This window comes from Luteimonas sp. MC1782 (assembly GCF_014164605.1).
Lineage (GTDB): Bacteria > Pseudomonadota > Gammaproteobacteria > Xanthomonadales > Xanthomonadaceae > Luteimonas.
Genome location: NZ_JACJFT010000002.1, coordinates 288225 through 307205, shown reverse-complemented (window position 1 = coordinate 307205; position 18981 = coordinate 288225). Strand labels below are relative to the sequence as shown.

Sequence of the window (18981 nt, the reverse complement as noted above, 5' to 3'; positions counted from 1 at the left end):
AATGGAGCGCATGCGCGAATCCGCCCCGAACGAGCCCGCCATCGACACCTCGCCCTCGCCCGGTGACGAGGTCAAGACCACGACCTGCTACATGTGCGCCTGCCGCTGCGGCATCAAGGTCTGGCTGGCGGACGGCAAGGTGCGCTACATCCAGGGCAACCCCGCGCACCCGGTGAACCAGGGCGTGCTGTGCGCGAAGGGTGCCAGCGGGATCATGCAGCACTACTCGCCGGCGCGGCTGGCCAAGCCGCTGCTGCGCGTGGGCGAACGCGGCAGCGGTGAATTCCGCGAGGTTGAATGGGATGAAGCGCTGCAGCTCGCCACCTCGTGGCTGGCGTCGGTGCGCGCGCGCAATCCCGACGAACTCGCGTTCTTCACCGGCCGCGACCAGTCGCAGGCGCTGACCGGCTGGTGGGCGCAGCAGTTCGGCACCATCAACTACGCCGCACACGGGGGCTTCTGCTCGGTGAACATGGCCGCCGGCGGCCTGTACACGCTGGGCGGCTCGTTCTGGGAATTCGGCGAGCCGGACTGGGAGCACACGCAGTACCTGATGCTGTGGGGCGTCGCCGAAGACCACGACTCCAACCCGATCAAGCTCGGCCTGGGCAGGCTGAAGGCCCGCGGTGCCAAGGTGGTCGCGGTGAACCCGGTGCGCTCGGGCTACGGTGCGATCGCCGACGAGTGGATCGGCATCCGCCCCGGCACCGACGGCCTGTTCGCGTTCGCGCTGATCCACGAGCTGCTGCGCATGGACCGCATCGACCTGGACTACCTGGTGCGCTACGCCAACGCGCACTGGCTGGTGGTGCGCGACCCGGGCGCGGCCGGGGACGGGCTGTTCGTACGGGATGCCGCGGGACAGGCGCTCTGCTGGGTGGGATCGGCCGGCGAAGGAGGGCTGCAGCCCGCCGACAGCATCGACATCTCGCCGGCGGTGGTTGGCGAGTACACGCTTCACGACGGCCGCAGCGCGGTGCCCGTGTTCCAGCTCGTCGCCGAACGCTATCTCGATCCGCAATACGCGCCGGACGCGGTCTGCGAACGCTGCGGCATTCCCGCCGACACCATCCGCCGCATCGCGCGCGAACTCGCCGCGGCCGCGTTCGACAGCAAGCTGTCACTGCCCATCGCCTGGACCGACGCGTGGGGCCGCGAACACACCGACATGCCCGGGCGCCCGGTGTCGCTGCACGCCATGCGCGGCATCAGCGCGCATTCGAACGGGTTCCACACCTGCCGCGCGCTGCACCTGCTGCAGCTGCTGCTGGGCGCGGTGGATGCGCCGGGCTCGTTCCGTTACCAGCCGCCCTATCCGAAGCCGATCCCGCCGCCGAACCGCCCGGGCAAGACCCGCCGCGCCGACGGCACGCTCGATGCCGGCCCGCTCGGCTTCGTGCACGGCCCGGAGGACCTGCTGGTCGACGCCGAAGGCCGGCCACGCCGCATCGACCACGCGTTCTCGTGGGCCTATCCGCTGTCGGCGCACGGCATGATGCACACGGTGATCCGCAACGCCCACGCCGGTGATCCGTACCGCATCGACACGCTGATGATGTTCATGGCCAACATGAGCTGGAACTCGGCGATGAACACCGGCGAGACCATGCGCTGGCTGACCGACAAGGACGCCGACGGCACGTACCGCATCCCGCACATCATCTATTCCGACGCCTACGCCTCGGAGATGGTCGCCTACGCGGACCTGGTGCTGCCCGACACGACGTACCTCGAGCGCTTCGACGCGATCAGCATGCTCGACCGGCCGATCTCGGATGCCGACGGCGCGGCGGATGCGATGCGCCATCCGGTGTTCGATCCCGCCACGCAGGACGGCAGCGACGGGCGCGCGCGCGACGTGCGCGGCTTCCAGTCGGTGCTGCTCGATCTCGGCGCGCGCCTCGGCCTGCCCGGCATGGTGCACGCCGACGGCTCGCCTGCGTACCGCGACTACGCCGACTACATCGTCCGCCACGAACGCACGCCGGGCGTCGGGCTGCTCGCCGGCTGGCGCGGCGAGGACGGCGACCTGCACGGCAAGGGCGCGCCCAACCCGGAGCAGCTGCAGCGCTACATCGACAACGGCGGCTTCTGGCGCGAGGAGATCCCCGAGCACGCGCGCTATTTCAAGATGGCCAACCGCGGTTATCTCGAATGGGCGCACAAGTTGGGCTTCATCGGCTCCACCGCGCCGATCGTGCTGCAGCTCTACGCCGAACCGCTGCAGAAGTTCCGGCTCGCCGCCCTGGGCCACGGCGAGCACCAGCCGCCCGAGGAACATCGTGAACGCGTGGCCACGTATTTCGACCCGCTGCCCATGTGGTACGAGCCGTTCGAGCACGACCAGACCAGCCGCAAGACCTATCCGCTCAACGCCGTGACCCAGCGACCGATGTTCATGTACCACGCCTGGGGATCGCAGAACGCGTGGCTGCGGCAGATCGCCGCGCGCAACTGGCTGTACCTGCATCCCGACACCGGCGCGCGCCTGGGGCTCGCCGACGAAGACTGGATCACCGTCGCCTCGCACAACGGCGAGATCACCGTGCAGGCGAAATTCGCCGGCAACGTGCAGCCGGACACGGTGTGGACCTGGAACGCGATCGGCAAGCGCCGCGGTGCCTGGCGGCTGGCGAAGGACGCACCGGAAGGCGACACCGGCTTCCTGCTCAACCACCTCATCTCGGACCGGACCCCGCGCGGCGACTACGCCAATGCCGACCCGGTCACCGGCCAGGCGGCGTGGTTCGACCTGCGCGTGTCGATCCGCAAGGCCGATGCCGGACATTCACAAAGCGCGCAGCCGCAGTTCGCGCCGCTGCCGCTGGGTGACGCGCCCGACGGTCCGCTCCGCTACGGTGCGCGCCGACGATGACCCAGGAGATGCTGCTGACCTTCCTGGTCCTCGCCGGCGCCGTGGCGCTGTTCGTCAGCGAGAAGCTGCCGCCGGAAGTGGTGGCGATGCTGGTCCTGGCGGCGCTGCTCACCCTGCGCCTGGTCACGACCGAAGAAGCGCTGTCGGGATTCAGCAGCCCGGCCACCGTCACGGTGGCGGCCATGTTCGTGCTCAGCGCCGGCCTGCAGCGCAGCGGCTCGCTCAACCGCCTGGGCGAGGCCATCGCGCGCATCCGCTGGGGCTGGCTGCTCGCGCTGGTGATGATCGTGCTGACCGCGGCGGTCTCGGCGTTCATCAACAACACGGCGGCGGTGGCGGTGTTCCTGCCGCTGATCATCGCCGCCGCGGTGGCCAACAACCTGCCGCCGTCGAAGTTCCTCATCCCGCTGTCGTACGCGGCGCAGTTCGGCGGCGTTTGCACCTTGATCGGCACCTCCACCAACCTGCTGGTCGATTCGATGGCGCGCCAGGCCGGGCATGCCGGCTTCACCATCTTCGAGTTCAGCCGCCTCGGCATCGTCTTCGTGGTGGTGGGCACCGTGTACCTGATGATCGCGCGGCGCTTCCTGCTGCCCGACCTCGGCGTTCCGCACCAGGCCGACAGCGGCCATGCAGGCCGCTACGTGGCCGAACTGCTGGTGTCCGACAAGTCCGGCGCGGTCGGCAAGCGCGCCAGCGACCTGTTGCCGCACACCAGCGGCGACGTGGTGGTGCTGGAGCTCTTCCGTGGCCGCACCGCGCTGCCCGCGCCGCGCGACACGCTGATCGAGCCGGGCGACCGCATGCTGGTGCGCGGTGCCTGGCCGGACATCGATGCGGCGCGGCGCAAGCTGAAGCTGAAGTTCGACGAGGTGGCACGCGGGCTCGAGGACGCGGGCGGGGACGACGGACGCGTGCACGCCGAAGCGATGGTCGCCCCGGGCTCGCACCTGATCGGCCATACGCTCGCCGGCCTGCGCTTCGCCCACGTCTACCACGCGCGCGTCCAGGGCCTGCACCGCCATCGCCTGTCGATCCGCCAGCCACTCGACCAGGTGCCGCTGGCGATGGGCGACGTGTTCCTGCTGGATGCGCCGGAAAGCGCGCTCGACCTGATGCGCGCCGACCCCGGCCTGGTGCTGCTCGCCGAGCGCCCCCAGCAACGCAGCTCCATCCGCCGCGCGCTGCTGGCGCTCGGCATCTTGACCGCGGTGGTCGCGGTTGCCGCCGCCGGCTGGATGAGCATCGTGGCCTCGGCGATCTTCGGCTGCGTCGCACTGATCCTGCTGCGCGTGCTGGAGCCGGAAGACGCCTACGCCGCCATCGACTGGCGCGTGGTGCTGCTGCTGGCCGGCGTGCTGCCGCTGGGGATCGCACTGCAAAACAGCGGCGCGGCGGCGCTGGTCGCCGATTTCTCGATCGACGTGGTCGGCGGCTTCGGGCCGGTGGCGACGCTGGCGGTGATCTACATCCTGACCTCGGTGCTGACCGAGATCATGAGCAACAACGCGTCGGCCGCGCTGGTGGTGCCGATCGCCATCGCCACCGCCGAATCGCTCGGCCTGGACAGCAAGCCGTTCCTTGTGGCGGTGGCGTTCGCGGCGTCCACCAGCTTCGCCACGCCGATCAGCTACCAGACCAACACCATGGTCTACGCCGCCGGCGGCTACCGCTTCCAGGATTTCCTCAAAGTGGGGCTGCCGCTCAACGTCATCTTCATCGCGATGGCGATCGTGCTGATCCCGCGCTACTTTCCCTTCTCGCCGTGAGGCCACGATGACCAGCCTGCCACCGCCGTCGCCGAGGAAGATGGGCCTGGTGATCGACCTCGACACCTGCGTCGGCTGCCACGCCTGCGCGACCAGCTGCAAGGAGTGGAACGCCGGCGGCATCGCCGGGCCGCTCACCGACGAACGCCCCTATGGCAAGGATCCATCCGGCGTGTGGTTCAACCGCGTGCACAGTTACGAGCTGGCGGAGGCGGAGGCCCAGCCGGCCATGACCCTGCATTTCCCGCGCAGCTGCCTGCACTGCGAGACGCCGGCGTGCGTGACGGTGTGCCCGACAGGTGCCAGCTACAAGCGCGCCGGGGACGGCATCGTGCTGGTCGACGAGGACACGTGCATCGGCTGCCAGCTGTGCAGCTGGGCCTGTCCCTACGGCGCGCGCGAGTACAGCGAGGTCGAGGGGGTGATGAAGAAATGCACCCTGTGCGTCGACCGCATCTACAACGTGAACCTCGAGGAGGCCGAGCGCCAGCCGGCCTGCGTGCAGGCCTGCCCGACGCGCGCGCGGCACTTCGGCGATCTCGGCGACCCGGCGTCGGCGGTGTCGAAGCTGGTCGCCGAACGCGGCGGCGTGGCGCTGCTGCCGGAACTCGGCTACCAGCCGGTAAACCGCTACCTGCCGCCGCGACCGCGGCGCGGCGATGGCGAAAGCGCGGAGCCCGACACAGCCACGCGCGCGGTCTCGCCGCTACATTGGCTGGCCCGCACGTTCCGGCGCTGAGATACCCCGATGCGACCCGCACTGTCGATCATCTTCTTCACCACGCTCTCCGGCGCCGGCTACGGCCTGCTGGCGTGGACCGGCATCGCGATCGCACTGCTGGCGCTGCGCGGCGGGCTGTCCACCGCGCTGGATGGCGTGCAGTTCGCCGGCGTGGTGCTGGGGCTGGTGCTGTCGACGGCGGGCCTGCTGAGTTCGCTCGGCCACCTCGGCCAGCCACGCCGCGCCTGGCGCGCGCTGAGCCAATGGCGCACTTCGTGGCTGTCGCGCGAGGGCGTGCTGGCGATCGCCACCGCAGTGACCGCGCTCGCGGTCATCGCCTTGCTCGTGTGGATGCCGGCCGGCGCATCGCGCGCCGCGTGGCTGGCGCTGCTCGGCCTGCTGCTCGCGGTGCTGGCACTGGCCACGGTGGCCTGCACGGCAATGATCTACGCCTCGCTCAAGCCGATCCCGGCGTGGCGCCATCCGCTGGTGGTGCCGGTGTACCTGCTGTTTGCCCTGCTGACCGGGCTTGCGCTGCAGTTCCTGGTGATGGCCGCGATGCTGCGCGGGCAGGGGCCCGCGATGATGCTCGCCAGCCTGGCGATCCTGGGCGCGCTGCTGGCCGGGCTGAAGTGGCTGTACTGGCTGGCGATCGACGGTGCCGGCGCGCCGGCCGCGCGCGGCGCCGCGCTCGGCCTGCCGGGCCGCGACGCCAGGGTGTTCGAGCATCCGCACACCGAGGCCAACTACATCACCCGCGAGATGGTGTTCGCGGTGGCCCGCCGCCATGCGCTGCGGCTGCGGATCGCCACCAGCCTCGCGCTGGTCGCGGCGCCGCTGCTGGCGACCCTGCTGGTGGCGACCGGCCTGCTGTCCCCGGTTGCCGGCGTGCTGCTGGCCGCACTCGGGCTGCTGGCCGCGGCCTTCGTGGAACGCTGGCTGTTTTTCGCACAGGCGCGGCATGTGGTTTCGGCGTATTACTGAACCGCACCGCCGTATTCCGGGGGCATCGCCTTTGAACGGCGTCTAAAAGACGCGATAATCGCCCGGTAATCGTTTCCATCGGAGCCCTACGGCATGTTGTCCGCCGCCCTGTGGGTGGCCATTGCCGCCCCGCCCGTGCTGATCGCGCCCTTGCCGGAGTCCCCCGGCGAGCCGGCGCTGTTCGCCGTGGCGGCCGGGCGCGCCGACCTGCGCCGCCCCTGCTACCAGCTGGTCTGCAACGACGCCGGCTGGCGCGCGCCGACGCGGTTCACGCGCATCGCCCGGCCCAAGGCACCCGGCACGCTGGACCCGCTGCTGCCGATACGGCTGCCGGCGATCGCGGCGCGGCGCTATCCGCTGTACTCGCCGGCGTCGCGCCGCGACTGGCGCACCACGCACGGCAGCCACTCGCGCTTCGATGCCGGCTTCGGCTACGAGGCCGTGCGCACGCCGGACACCAATCTCCGCGTCGAATTCGGCACCGGCTACCGCCTGCAGCCCTATGCCGACCATGGCACCGCGAGCGAAGGCCCGATCGCCCGCGGCCGCCTCGAGCTGCGGCAGAACCTCAGCGACAACGCGCTGCTGACCCAGCGGGTCCTGGTGGAGACCGGCCGCCTGAACACCACCACCCGGCAGGTGATCGGCGTGGACCTGCGCCTGCAGCCGCAATGGACCCTGCATTCGAATTTCGAGCTGCGCCACGACAGCGCCGGCGACGGGGGGCGCGGCGCAACGGCCACCGAAGGTTCGCTGCAGTTGCGCTACCGGTTCTAGGCGGGGGCGGTTTCTCGCGAAGGCGCGAAGGCGCGAAGGGGCGATCGGGGCTGGTTGGCCGCGGCCGGGGCTACCTGGGCGGAAGGAACTCGGCGGCGCCGGCGGCGAGCAGGCGCGCCGCGACGTCCTGGCCAAGCGCGTCGGGCGTCGACGCGGGGGATTGGGCGCTGGCGCGGACGCTGCGACCGTCGTGTTCGCTGCCCACCAGGCCGTCCAGACGCAACGTGTCACCTTCAAGGCGTGCGAATGCGGCGACCGGCACGTGGCAGGAGCCGTGCAGGGCCAGGTTGAGGGCGCGCTCCGCCGACGCGCAGGTGCGGGTGGGCGCGTGGTCGAGGGCGCGGCACAGCGCCATCACCGCGGCATCGTCGCCGCGGCATTCGATCGCGATCACGCCCTGCGCCGGCGCCGGCAGCCAGTCCGGCGCATCCAGGCGCATGCGGATGCGTGCACTGAAGCCGAGGCGGTCGAGGCCCGCGCAGGCCAGCACGATCGCGTCGTACTCGCCGGCATCGAGCTTGGCCAGGCGGGTGTTGACGTTGCCGCGCAGGTCGCGGATCTCGAGGTCCGGGCGCAGCGCGCGCAGCTGCGACTGCCGGCGCAATGACGAGGTGCCGACGCGCGCGCCCTCGGGCAGCGCGGCCAGGCTTGCATGATGGTTGCTGACGAAGGCATCGGCATGGTCGGCGCGCGCCAGGAACGCCGGCAGTGCGAACGGCGCGTCGACTTCCATCGGCACGTCCTTCAGCGAATGCACCGCGCAGTCGGCCTCTCCGCGCAGCATCGCGAGTTCCAGTTCCTTGAGGAACAGGCCCTTGCCGCCGATCGCGGACAGCGAGCGGTCCAGCACTTCGTCGCCGCGGGTCGACATCGGCACCAGCTCCACCACGATCCCGGGGTGGGCGGCGCGCAGCAGGTCGGCGACGTGTTCGCTCTGCCAGAGGGCGAGCGGGCTCTTGCGGGTGGCGATGCGGAGGGTGTTCACCGCGCCATTATCGCCTTCCGCACAGGCCGGCGCGGGTTTCGATCCATATACTGGCGCATTCCATGAACCCGCCGGCCACGCCGCAACCCCTGGCCGCCCGGCCCATCGAGTCAATCCCAATGCGTATCCTGATCCTGGGCTCCGGTGTGATCGGAGTGACCAGCGCGTGGTATCTGCGCCAACAGGGGCACGAGGTCGTCGTCATCGACCGCGCGACCGGCCCCGCGATGCAATCCAGCTTTGCCAATGCCGGCCAGGTCTCGCCCGGCTACGCCTCGCCCTGGCCCGCGCCGGGCATCCCGCTGAAGGCGGTGGGTTGGCTGCTGTCTCGGCACGCGCCGCTGGCGATACGGCCGACCGCCGACCCCGCGCAATACCGCTGGATGTGGCAGATGCTGCGCAACTGCACCCATCACCGCTATGCCATCAGCAAGGCGCGGATGGTGCGGCTCGCCGAGTACAGCCGGGCCTGCCTGGAGGAGCTGCGCCGCGATACCGGCATCGCCTACGAGCAGCGCACGCTCGGCACCACGCAGCTGTTCCGCACGCAGGCGCAGCTCGACGGTGCCGCCAAGGACATCGCGATCCTGCGCCAGTACGGCGTGCCCTACGAGCTCCTCGACCGCGCCGGAATCGTCCGCGTGGAGCCGGCGCTGGCCAGGGTCGCCGATACGCTGGCCGGCGCGCTGCGCCTGCCGGGCGACGAAACCGGCGACTGCCACCTCTTCACCACCCGGCTGGCGGCGATGGCCGAGGCCGCGGGGGTCGAGTTCCGCTACGGGCAGGACGTCGAAGCCCTGCTGGGCGACGGGGACCGCATCGCCGGCGTGCGCATCCAGGGCCGGACCGAAACCGCCGACTGCTATGTGCTGGCGCTGGGCGCGTGGTCGCCGCGCCTGCTCGCGCCCCTCGGCATCCGCCTGCCGGTGTACCCGCTCAAGGGCTATTCGCTGACGATCCCGATCACGGACCCCGGGCTGGCGCCGCACTCGACCGTGCTCGACGAAAGCTACAAGGTGGCCATCACCCGCTTCGACGATCGCATCCGCGTCGGCGGCATGGCCGAGGTCAGCGGCTATGACCTGTCGCTGCCGCAGCGCCGCCGCGACACCCTGGAGATGGTGGTGAAGAGCCTGTATCCCGACGGCGGCGACCTCGCCAACGCCAGCTTCTGGAGTGGCCTGCGCCCATCCACGCCGGACGGCCCGCCCGTCGTCGGCCCCACGGCGTACCGCAACCTGCTGCTCAACACCGGGCACGGCACCCTGGGCTGGACGATGGCCTGCGGCTCCGGGCGCTACCTGGCCGACCTGGTCGACGGCCGTGCGCCCGCGATCGACAGCGAGGGCCTCGACATCTCCCGCTACGGGCGCCCCTGGCCCGCCGCGCCCACGGGGCTGCGCTGATGCGCCCCGCGCGCGCCACCATCGACCTCGACGCCCTGCGCCACAACTACCGCCACGCGCGCACGCTCGGCGGCGGCAAGGCGCTGGCCGTGGTCAAGGCCGACGCCTACGGACACGGTGCAGTGGCCTGCGCACGCGCGCTCGACGGCGAAGCCGACGGCTTTGGCGTGGCCTGCATCGAGGAGGCGATCGAGCTGCGCGAGGCCGGCATCCGCGCGCCCATCCTGCTGCTGGAAGGCTTCTTCGACGCCGACGAGCTGCCGCTGATCGAACGCCATGCGCTGTGGACGGTCGTCGCCTCGCCCTGGCAGGTCGACGTGCTCGAGCGCCATCCGCTGCGGGAGCCATTGCCGGTGTGGCTGAAGCTCGACTCGGGCATGCACCGCCTGGGCCTCGCACCCGACGACTATCCCGGTGCATGGCGGCGCCTGCGCGCACTGCCGTGGGTGGGCGGGATGGTCGCGATGAGCCACTTCTCGCGCGCCGATGAACTCGGCCACGCCAGCACGTCCGAACAGTTGGCCACGTTCGACGCGATGCTGGCGCGGCTTCCGCCCGGCACCACCACCAGCCTGGCCAACTCCGCCGCGCTGATGGCCTGGCCAGCGGCACGCGGCGGCTGGGTGCGCCCCGGCCTGATGCTCTATGGCTCGCACATGCTCGATGCGCCGTGCGCGGAGGCCGAGCCGCTGCGCGCGGTGATGGAGCTGGCGTCAAAGGTCATCGCGGTGCGCGAGCTCGCCGCGGGCGAACCGATCGGCTACGCGGGCGCCTTCATCACCTCGCGCCCGACGCGCGTGGGCGTGGTGGCGGCCGGCTACGCCGACGGCTATCCGCAGTACGCGACCTCCGGCACCCCGGTGATCATCGACGGCCAACCGGGCGAGCTGATCGGGCGCGTCTCGATGGACATGCTGACCGTCGACCTGACCGACCACCCCGGCGCCGGCATCGGCAGCGATATCGAACTGTGGGGCGCGCGCCTGCCGGTGGCCGAAGTCGCGGCGCGCAGCGGGAACAGCCCGTACCGGCTGCTGACCGGGCTGAAGCGGGCGACGCGACAGACGATCCAGCGCCTCTGACCACTGTCGCGCGAAGGCAATGCCTGGCGCTGCGGCGCCTGTCGCCGCTCAGCGCTCGCGCAGCATCTCGCGCAGCTGCGCCACGCAGCGGCGGCTGACCTCGAGCGGCTCGGCGCCGTGGCGCAGGATCGCGTGCACATGGCCTTCCGGGTCGCGCCGGAGCTCGACCAGCTCGTGGCGGGCGACCAGGCAGTTGCGGTGGATGCGCAGGAAACGCTCGCCGAACTCCTCTTCCAGCGACTTCAGCGACTCCTCGATCAGGTCCTCGCCGCGCGCGTGGTGCACCACCACGTACTTCTCCTCGGCCTGCAGGTAGCGCACGTCCTCGACCGGGATCAGGCGCAGGCTGCCGCGCAGGCGTGCGCAGAGGTGGGTGCGGAGCTTGCCGGGCGCATCGGCGCGGCTGCGCTCGAGGCCGGCGGTGAACGTGCGCACGCGGGCGATCGCAGCCTCGAGGCGCTCGGGGCGCACCGGCTTGACGATGTAGTCGACCGCCGCGGCGTCGAACGCCGACAGCGCATGCGCGTCGTAGGCGGTGCAGAACACCACCGCCGGGCGCGGCTCGAACGCGGCCAGGTGGCGCGCGGCCTCCAGGCCATCGATGCCGGGCATGGCGATGTCGAGCAGCACCAGGTCGGGTTCGTGCTCGGCGCAGGCCTGCAGCGCGCTGCGTCCGTCGCCGGCCTCGGCCACCACGTCGATGCCGTCGAGCGCGGCGAGCAGCGTGCGCAGGCGCTCGCGTGCCAGCGGTTCATCGTCCGCGATGACGACCTTCAAGGCGTCCTCCTGGCGGGCTGCAGCTGCAGGCTGAGCTCGCAGGCATAGTAGCCCGCGTCCCAGCCGCAGGTCATCCGCGCGCGCGGGCCGAACGCATAGCCCAGCCGGTGCGCGATGTTGCGCTGCGCGTGGCCGGCCCCGTGCACGCCGGGCACGTGCGGCGGCAGCGACGGATTGTTGACGCGCAGGCGCAGGGTATCGCCGTCCACGGCGGCCTCGATGAGCACGGTCCCGCCTTCGGGCAGGCGCGAGATGCCGTGCAGCACGGCGTTCTCCAGCAGCGGCTGCAGCACCAGACGCGGCATCGCCAGGTCCCACGGCAACGGTTCGGCCTTGCGCCATTCCACGCGCAGGCGCTCGCCCAGGCGCAGCTGCTCGATGCCCAGGTAACGTTCGGCCAGGCGCACTTCCTCGGCGAGCGAGGAATCACCTTCGCCCGCGCCGAGCGCGGCGCGGAACAGGTCGGACAGGTCGAGCACCGCGCGCTCGGCGACGTCGGGATCGCGGCGCAGCAGGGTGGCGATCATGTTCATGCTGTTGAACAGGAAGTGCGGGCGGATGCGTGCCTGCAGTGCGTCGGCCTCGGCGCGGGCATGCGCGGCGAGCTGCGCCTGCCAGCGGTCGATGACGTAGAAGTAGCGCAGCGCAAGCGCGGTGATCAGCGTGACCACGCCGGCCGATCCACTGACGAAGCGCAACGATGACGGCCAGCCGCCGGCATCGCCGACGCTCGCGAACAGGGCGTGCACGATCGCCGCCACCACCGCCGCGACCAGCGCCGACAGCGCCACCGCCGCCAGCGCTCCGGTGCGCCGCGGCAGGCGCGACAGCGTGCGTCGCGACACGCACAGCAGCACCGACACCGACAGCGCCAGCCACAGCGCGAACCCGCTGGTCGACAGCACGCGTGCAAGGTCCCAGCGCGAGCCGGCGTCGGGCACCAGCACCACCACCACGACCACCAGCTGCGCCATGCCGAGCATCGCACCCAGCCGCGGCAGGCGGCACAGGTCGGGCAACCACGGCTCGTCGGCGCGCGGGTCGCCCATCGCCTCAGCCCGCGGTAAAGCGGCGCGACATCCAGTCACCGAGATCGGCGATCTCCTCGGCGCACACCGAATGCGGCATGGGATAGGCGCGCCAGTCGACGTCGAAGCCCAGCTCGCGCAGCAGCGCCGCGCTTCGCTGCCCGGCCTGGAACGGCACCACCGGATCCTGGCTGCCGTGGCCGAAGAACACCGGCGCGCGCACGGCCGCCTGGGCAAGCACGCTGCGGGCCTTGTGCGCGGACGGCACGTAGGCGGACAGCGCCACCAGCCCGGCCAGCGGCGCCGAACTCCGCAGTCCGGCAGCCAGCGTGACCGCCCCGCCCTGCGAGAACCCGGCCAGCAGCACGCGCCCGCGCGCCACGCCGCGCGTGGCCTCGCGCGCGATCAGCGCCTCCACCTGCGCCACCGATTCGTCGACGCCGGCTTCATCGGCGCGGTTGTCGAGGTCGGCGTCGACGATGTCGTACCAGGCACGCATCGCCATGCGACCGTTGATGGTCACCTTGCGGACCGGCGCATTCGGGAACACGAAGCGCAGCGCCGGCCAGTCGCGGCGCACCAGCTGCGGCACGATGGGGGCGAAATCGTTGCCGTCCGCGCCGAGGCCGTGCAGCCAGATCACGCTCCATGCGGGTGACGGCCCGGTCTCGTGTTCGATGCAGTCCAGCAGCATGGCGGCGCTCGGCAGGGTTGGCGCGCCATTATGCATGGCACGCCCGCCGGGCCCGCCGCGCCGCGGCTACTGGTCGAGCGAGAAGCGCACGGTGATCGCGGAGGCCACGCTGCTGCCGCCGGGTGCGAAGCGGTACTCGCCGACCGCGGCCAGCGCGGAACGGTCGAAGACGCCGGGCGGGGTCGCACTGACCACGCGCGCGGCCGTGACCGAGCCATCGGGGCGGATGGTGAAACCCACCTGCACCGCGCCTTCCACGCGACGGTTCAGCGCCGCCGCGGGATACCGCGGCGCGGGCTGGTGCAGCAGGCGCGGCACCGGCGCGGGCGACTCCGCCACCGCGGCTGCGCGCGCGCCCGCAGGCGGCAACGCCCCTGCCGGCGCAGGCACGGCGTCGCCGTCCGCCAGCGGCGGGGGACGTTGCGGGGCTGCTGGCGGCGGCAGCGCGGGCGTCGGACCCGCTCCGGCAGGTGTCGCTACCCGCACCGTGGCCGCAGCGCGTGCATCGGCGTCGGCGCGCACGCGCTGCACCTCCACGGCCGCCAGGCGCATGTCCTGTTCGCGCGCGGCCTTCGCGCCTTCTTCGATATCGGCCTCCACGCCGGCGATCGCGCCGGCCAGCCGCTGCAGGGCCGGCGCGTGCGGATCACTCGCGGCAATCAAGCCATGCAGCCGCTGCGCCGCGCCGACGTCGCGCCGCGCGATCGCCTGCTCGCACGCGATCAGCAGGTAGGGCTGCAGGTCGGTGATCGCACTGGCGAGGGCGGCGTCATCGGGATCGCGGCGCCTGGCTTCCAGCCAGTACTCGATGGCACTGTCGCCGGCCGGCGCATGCAGCCGACCTTCGCGCAGCGCGCGACTTCCCGACGCCTTCAGATCATCGATCGGTCGCCGCGACAGGTCCACGGCCGGCGCCGCGGTGGAACCGGTGGCGGCGCCCGGACCGTCCACCGCGTCCGCCCCGGCGGCGGGCGGCGACTGCGGCTGGCAGGCGCATGCAAGCAGGGCCGCGGCCAGCGCCGCAACCGGTAGTCCAAGCCTCATTTCCAAGCCCCCCGTGGCTTAACGGGGCAAGCCTATGCCGCATCGATGACGCTGCCGCTGCAGCCGCGCTTCAGTCCCGCGACGGCGCCGCGCGCAGCGCATTCGCGCGCACCAGCACATCGGGTGGCGCCAGTTCCTCGGGCGTGGCGAACACACGGTGGCGGCGCAGCCACGCGCCGGCGGCGCGCGATGCACCCAGCGCGACGATCGGGATCGACAGCACCAGGCCCAGCACCACCGGCGCCAGCCACGCCGCCAGCGCCGGCGACACCATCCACGCGGCAAGCCCGGCACCGATGCCGAACAGCGTCATGCCGCCATACAGGCGCAGCAGTTCGCGCAGCGGCAGGCTGCCGTCGTCGCGGCGCTGCGATTCCCAGCCCGAGTCGCGGCCGGCCAGCACCTCGGCCACGCCGCGCGACTGCACGTACATGGTGACCGGCGCCATCAGCGCCGCAAGCAGGGTTTCCAGCAGTACGCCGGCGGCAGAGCGCAGCGCGCCGCCGCAGCCACGGCGCATCACCGGGTCGACCATGGTGGCCAGCCAGCCCATCAGTTTCGGCGACAGCAGCATCGACATGGTCAGCGCGAACACGCCGAGGAACCGGTCCTCGTCCTGCTCGCGCCAGTAGCCGGCGGGCGTGAACCCCTCCAGCGACACCTGGCCGAACGAGAATCCAGCGTGCAGCAGCGGGATGGCGATGCCGACGATCATCAGCATCGCCCACATCGGCGCGGTGAAGTAATGGCCGATGCCGATCAACAGGTGCCAGCGGCTGACCCAGTGCAGGCCGCGCGCCGGCAGCACCGCACCGTGCTGCAGGTTGCCCTGGCACCAGCGGCGGTCGCGCACCAGCATGTCGGTCAACGACGGCGGGCCTTCCTCGTAGCTGCCGGCGAGTGCGGGAATCATGTGCAGCGCCCAGCCCCCGCGGCGCAGCAGCGCGGCTTCGACAAAGTCATGGCTGAGCACGGTGCCGGCGAACGGCTTCACCCCGCGCAGCTCCGGCAACCCCGCACATTCTGCGAACGCGCGCGTGCGGATCATCGCGTTGTGGCCCCAGTAGTTGCTCTCCGCGCCATGCCACCAGGCCACGCCGTAGGCGATCACCGGCCCGTACACGCGGCCGGCGAACTGCTGCATGCGTGCGAACAGCGTGCTGCCGTTCACGATCACCGGCAGCGTCTGGATCAGCGCCACGTCGTCGTGGCCCTGCATGGCCGCGGCCAGGCGCACGAGGGTGTCGCCGGTCATCAGGCTGTCGGCGTCGAGGATCAGGAATTGCGGATACGCCCCACCCCAGCGCCGCACCCAGTCGGAAATGTTGCCGGCCTTGCGCTCGCTGTTGTCGTCGCGCAGGCGGTAGTGCACGCGGGCCTCCGCGCCCAGCCGCGCGCGCAGCGCGGCGAATGCGGCGCGCTCCTCCTGCTGCAGCTGCGGCCTGCGGGTGTCGCTCAGCACGAAGAAATCGAAGTGGCCCAGGCGCCCGGTCGCGGCCAGCGACTCGTGCATGGCCTGCAGGCCGGCCATCAGCCGCCCGGGCTCCTCGTTGTAGATCGGCATGAGCAGCGCGGTGCGCGAGACCAGCGCCGGCAGCGGGTCGCGCGGGCGGATGCCAAGCCGCGCCGGCCGTTTCTGCAGCACCAGCACGAAGCCCGCAACCGCGCCGACGAAGGCCTGCACGATCCACGCGAACAGCAGCACGAACAGCACCAGCAGCGTCCCCTCCAGCGGATCGATGCCGTTGCCGCGCAGCAGCCACCAGATCTGGTAGGCCGCGAACAGGGTCACGCTGACCGCGCTGCCGATCACCGCGAAGCGCCGCCAGCGCATGTTCGGCGGCCGCGTCGGGAACGGCGGACTGCGCAGCGTGCCCGCGGCCAGCGTCTGCACCGGCATCGCCAGCGGCGACTCCGGCGGCAGGTTGCCGGGCGCGGGCGCGGCAGGTCCCGGAGGCAGGCTCACGGCGTCCACCGCGACAGCCAGGTCTCCGACAGCCGGCCATGGTCGGCTTCGAGCCAGGCACGCAATTCGACCGCGCGCGCCGTGCCGGGGTCGAGTTCAAAGCTCGTGCGCCAGCCGCCGGTGTCGGGGTTGCGGTAGGTGACCGCGTTGCGCAGCGTGCCGGCCGAGGCGCTGGCCTGCACGCGCACGCCGTCGGCGCGGCCATCGAGCTCGCCGCCGGCGAAATCCACCATGTACAGGCGGCCCTCGGCGGCATCCAGCGCGCCGCTGCGGGTCGCCGCCACGCGCGCCAGTCGCGGATGCCAGGCGTGGTCGCGGCACCAGTGCAGGCGGTAGCGGAAGCGATGCTCGCGACCGGCAGCCAGCGGCTCGGCTGGCCGCCAGAACGCCACGATGTTGTCGTTGAACTCGTCGCCGGTGGGGATCTCCACCAGGTGCACTTCACCCGCGCCCCAGGCGTCCAGCGGCTCCACCCAGCAGCTCGGGCGCTTCTCGTAGCCGGCCTCGAAGTCCTGGAACTCGCCGGCATCGCGCTTGCGCTGCATCAGCCCGAAGCCGCGCGGGTCACGGTCCTGGAAGCCGCTGTGCTCGAGCGAGGCCGGATTGCGCAGCGGACGCCAGGCCTGCTCGTCGCCACCGGTCCACAGCGCCAGCCCGTCGGAGTCGTGCACCGCGGGGCGCACGTCGTCGACGCCGACGCGGTCATGCGCGTCGAACTCGAACATGCTGGTCAACGGCGCGATGCCGGCATTGGCCAGCGCGACGCGCGGGTACAGGCGCGCGTCGACCTCGAACACCGTCTCGTCGCCGGGAGTGATCACGAAGCGGAAGGCACCGGCGACGCGCGGCGAATCGAGCAGTGCGTGCACCACGAGCCCCGTGGCACCCGCGGCCGGGCGTTCCAGCCAGAAGTCGCGGAACACCGGGAACTCCTCGGCGCCCGGGTCGCCGCTGCCCAGCGCCAGCCCGCGCGCCGACAGTCCGTAGCCAAGGCCGCGTGCCACCGCGCGGAAGTAGCTCGCGCCGAGGAAGCTGGCCAGTTCGTCGAAATGGCCGGCACGCTGCACCGGCGCATGCACGCGGAAGCCGGCGAAGCCGATGTCCTCGCCTTCCGGCGGCTTCGGCACGCCGTGGTCGAAGTCGAACAGCTCGCGCGCATACGGGAACGGCCGCGTGCGGCCGTCCTCTACGAGGTGCATGTCCACCCGGTCCTGGAAGATGTAGCCGCGATGGAAGAACTGCAGCTGGAACGGCAGGCCGTCGTCGCGCCAGAGGGCGCGCGCGCTGCGGAAGCGGTAGTCGCGGTACTGGTCGTAGCCGAGTCCGGCAAGGGCACGCGGCAGTGCGCGCGGGACCGGCACGTGCGGTGCGGCGGCCAGCCTGCGCGCGATGGCCGGCACGGTGCCGGCATCGAACCCCGCGGCGGCCACTGACGCGCGCGCCCGGCCCGGCGCCGGCAGGGCGGCGATGAGCGGCAGGGCAAGCCCGGCGAGGAGGAGTTGTCGACGTTGCAAGGGCGCGGCGCGGGGGGCGGAGGCGGCAATGTAGCAATGAACCGGGGCGTGCTGCTGCCCCGCGATTCACGCCGCCCTGACGCGGGCGCCCCGCGCGCCACGACACGGCGCATCACACCCGCGTGCGAAAATGCCCGCCTCCGTCGACACCAGGGCCGCGCATGCCGACCACCTCCCCGCTCGTCTGGGAAGCCACGATCGCGCTGATCGTCGCGCTGCTCGCCTTCGACTACTTCTTCCACGTGCGCAAGGCGCACGCACCCAGCCTGCGCGAAGCCGCCGTGTGGTCCGCGCTGTACGTCGGCATCGCCCTGCTGTTCGGCGCGGGGGTCTGGTATTGGGGCGGTGCCACGATGGGCGCGGAGTACTTCTCCGGCTATGTCACCGAGAAGGCGCTGTCGGTCGACAACATCTTCGTGTTCCTGGTGATCATGGCCAGCTTCAAGGTGCCGCGCGAGGACCAGCAGAAGGTGCTGCTGTTCGGCATTACCTTTGCGCTGATCGCGCGCACGGTGTTCATCCTGCTGGGCGCGGCGCTGATCGAGCGCTTCTCGTGGGTGTTCTACCTGTTCGGCCTGGCGCTGCTGCTCACCGCGGGCAACCTGCTCAAGCCGCAGCACCATGGCGAGGAGGACGAGAAGCCCAACATCGTGGTGCGCCTGGTGCGCAAGGTGTTCCACTCCAGCCCGCACTACGACGGCGACAAGCTGTTCACCACCTGGCAGGGCAAGCGCGCGCTCACGCCGATGCTGCTGGTGATGCTGGCCATCGGCGGCACCGACATCCTGTTCGCCTTCGATTCCATCCCGGCGATCTTCGGCCTCACCCAGAACATCTACATCGTGTTCACCGCCACGGCGTTCTCGCTGCTCGGCCTGCGGCAGCTGTACTTCCTGGTAGGCGGGCTGCTGGAGCGGCTGGTGTACCTGTCACTCGGCCTGGCGGCGGTGCTCGGCTTCATCGGCGTCAAGCTGGTGCTGCACGCGCTGCACGAGAACAACCTGCCGTTCATCAACGATGGCGACCCGGTGCCGGTGATCGAGATCAGCACCGGGCTGTCACTGGTGGTGATCGTCGGGCTGCTGGTGGTCACGGTGCTCGCGTCGCTGCTCAGCCCCAAGGGCAAGGCCAAGGCCGCGGTCACCGAACTGCGCCGGCACGTGGGCGACTACCTTGCGCTCGGCGACGATGCCCCCGCCGCCGAGCGCGCGCGCCTGCATGCGCAGGTCGTGGCGGCCGAGGCACGCGTGCACGCGCTGGAGCCGCGCTTCAAGGCGATGATCACCCACCCGAAGCGGCTGCAGCACGACGTCGAACGCGTGCACGCCGCGCAGCGCGGCTGAGGCCTGCGACGGCGGC

The 18981-nt window shown here is 71.6% G+C and carries 15 protein-coding genes; 8 read left to right on the top strand and 7 right to left on the bottom strand.

Going from position 1 to position 18981, the window contains the following annotated elements:
- Positions 1-10: 10 nt before the first annotated feature.
- The 5 genes from H5368_RS10820 (at position 11) to H5368_RS10800 (ending at position 7126) form a co-directional block, all read left to right on the top strand.
- Positions 11-2875 (top strand): molybdopterin oxidoreductase family protein, encoded by a 2865-nt coding sequence (locus tag H5368_RS10820; protein WP_220486633.1) that lies wholly within the window; start codon positions 11-13, stop codon positions 2873-2875.
- Positions 2872-4644 (top strand): SLC13 family permease, encoded by a 1773-nt coding sequence (locus H5368_RS10815; protein WP_182824469.1) that lies wholly within the window; start codon positions 2872-2874, stop codon positions 4642-4644. Before H5368_RS10820 ends, H5368_RS10815 begins: the two co-directional genes overlap by 4 nt.
- Positions 4645-4651: 7 nt before the next feature.
- Positions 4652-5383 (top strand): 4Fe-4S dicluster domain-containing protein, encoded by a 732-nt coding sequence (locus H5368_RS10810; RefSeq protein ID WP_182824467.1) that lies wholly within the window; start codon positions 4652-4654, stop codon positions 5381-5383.
- A gap of 9 nt (positions 5384-5392) precedes the next feature.
- A complete protein-coding gene (locus H5368_RS10805) occupies positions 5393-6349 on the top strand; it encodes a DmsC/YnfH family molybdoenzyme membrane anchor subunit (RefSeq protein WP_182824464.1) in 957 nt (318 codons plus the stop codon).
- A gap of 93 nt (positions 6350-6442) precedes the next feature.
- Positions 6443-7126, top strand: coding sequence for a DUF481 domain-containing protein (locus tag H5368_RS10800; protein ID WP_182824462.1), 684 nt, complete (start codon positions 6443-6445; stop codon positions 7124-7126).
- A gap of 70 nt (positions 7127-7196) precedes the next feature.
- Here the strand turns inward: H5368_RS10800 and hemC are convergent, their stop codons facing one another.
- Positions 7197-8111, bottom strand: a complete 915-nt coding sequence (hemC, locus tag H5368_RS10795) for a hydroxymethylbilane synthase (protein ID WP_182824460.1) — start codon at positions 8109-8111, stop codon at positions 7197-7199.
- 119 nt (positions 8112-8230) lie between these two features.
- On the opposite strand from hemC, the gene H5368_RS10790 reads away from it, so the two are divergent.
- Positions 8231-9517, top strand: coding sequence for a D-amino acid dehydrogenase (locus tag H5368_RS10790; RefSeq protein ID WP_182824458.1), 1287 nt, complete (start codon positions 8231-8233; stop codon positions 9515-9517).
- Positions 9517-10599: an alanine racemase gene (gene alr / locus H5368_RS10785; protein ID WP_182824456.1), complete on the top strand. Its 1083-nt coding sequence runs from the start codon at positions 9517-9519 to the stop codon at positions 10597-10599. The genes H5368_RS10790 and alr overlap by 1 nt, the downstream gene beginning before the upstream one ends.
- 48 nt (positions 10600-10647) lie before the next feature.
- On the opposite strand, the gene H5368_RS10780 is transcribed toward alr, so the two are convergent.
- The 6 genes from H5368_RS10780 to H5368_RS10755 form a co-directional block, all read right to left on the bottom strand.
- Complete coding sequence (locus tag H5368_RS10780; RefSeq protein ID WP_182824454.1) at positions 10648-11376, bottom strand: LytTR family DNA-binding domain-containing protein; 729 nt, start codon at positions 11374-11376, stop codon at positions 10648-10650.
- On the bottom strand, positions 11373-12425 hold the full coding sequence (locus tag H5368_RS10775) for a histidine kinase (RefSeq protein WP_182824452.1): 1053 nt from the start codon (positions 12423-12425) through the stop codon (positions 11373-11375). Before H5368_RS10775 ends, H5368_RS10780 begins: the two co-directional genes overlap by 4 nt.
- A 4-nt stretch (positions 12426-12429) precedes the next feature.
- Positions 12430-13098: a dienelactone hydrolase family protein gene (locus tag H5368_RS10770; protein WP_182824450.1), complete on the bottom strand. Its 669-nt coding sequence runs from the start codon at positions 13096-13098 to the stop codon at positions 12430-12432.
- A gap of 66 nt (positions 13099-13164) precedes the next feature.
- Entirely contained in the window at positions 13165-14142 is a 978-nt protein-coding gene (locus tag H5368_RS10765; protein WP_182824448.1) for an energy transducer TonB, read from the bottom strand.
- A 70-nt stretch (positions 14143-14212) separates the two neighbouring features.
- The gene (mdoH, locus tag H5368_RS10760) at positions 14213-16108 is read right to left on the bottom strand and encodes a glucans biosynthesis glucosyltransferase MdoH (protein ID WP_343203906.1); all 1896 of its coding nucleotides are present in this window, start codon (positions 16106-16108) and stop codon (positions 14213-14215) included.
- Entirely contained in the window at positions 16105-17622 is a 1518-nt protein-coding gene (locus H5368_RS10755) for a glucan biosynthesis protein G (protein ID WP_182824446.1), read from the bottom strand. The genes mdoH and H5368_RS10755 overlap by 4 nt, the downstream gene beginning before the upstream one ends.
- 161 nt (positions 17623-17783) lie before the next feature.
- Here H5368_RS10755 and H5368_RS10750 point away from each other — a divergent pair, with 161 nt between their 5' ends.
- On the top strand, positions 17784-18965 hold the full coding sequence (locus H5368_RS10750) for a TerC family protein (protein ID WP_182824444.1): 1182 nt from the start codon (positions 17784-17786) through the stop codon (positions 18963-18965).
- Positions 18966-18981 lie beyond the last annotated feature (16 nt).

Bases quoted from the DNA above. Each gene is read 5' to 3' on its own strand.
- H5368_RS10750 (WP_182824444.1), top strand. From the start codon at position 17,784: ATGCCGACCACCTCCCCGCTCGTCTGGGAAGCCACGATCGCGCTGATC.
- H5368_RS10790 (WP_182824458.1), top strand. From the start codon at position 8,231: ATGCGTATCCTGATCCTGGGCTCCGGTGTGATCGGAGTGACCAGCGCG.
- H5368_RS10820 (WP_220486633.1), top strand. From the start codon at position 11: ATGCGCGAATCCGCCCCGAACGAGCCCGCCATCGACACCTCGCCCTCG.
- H5368_RS10815 (WP_182824469.1), top strand. From the start codon at position 2,872: ATGACCCAGGAGATGCTGCTGACCTTCCTGGTCCTCGCCGGCGCCGTG.
- H5368_RS10770 (WP_182824450.1), bottom strand. From the start codon at position 13,098: ATGCTGCTGGACTGCATCGAACACGAGACCGGGCCGTCACCCGCATGG.
- H5368_RS10810 (WP_182824467.1), top strand. From the start codon at position 4,652: ATGACCAGCCTGCCACCGCCGTCGCCGAGGAAGATGGGCCTGGTGATC.
- H5368_RS10775 (WP_182824452.1), bottom strand. From the start codon at position 12,425: ATGGGCGACCCGCGCGCCGACGAGCCGTGGTTGCCCGACCTGTGCCGC.
- alr (WP_182824456.1), top strand. From the start codon at position 9,517: ATGCGCCCCGCGCGCGCCACCATCGACCTCGACGCCCTGCGCCACAAC.
- H5368_RS10765 (WP_182824448.1), bottom strand. From the start codon at position 14,142: ATGAGGCTTGGACTACCGGTTGCGGCGCTGGCCGCGGCCCTGCTTGCA.
- H5368_RS10800 (WP_182824462.1), top strand. From the start codon at position 6,443: ATGTTGTCCGCCGCCCTGTGGGTGGCCATTGCCGCCCCGCCCGTGCTG.
- H5368_RS10805 (WP_182824464.1), top strand. From the start codon at position 5,393: ATGCGACCCGCACTGTCGATCATCTTCTTCACCACGCTCTCCGGCGCC.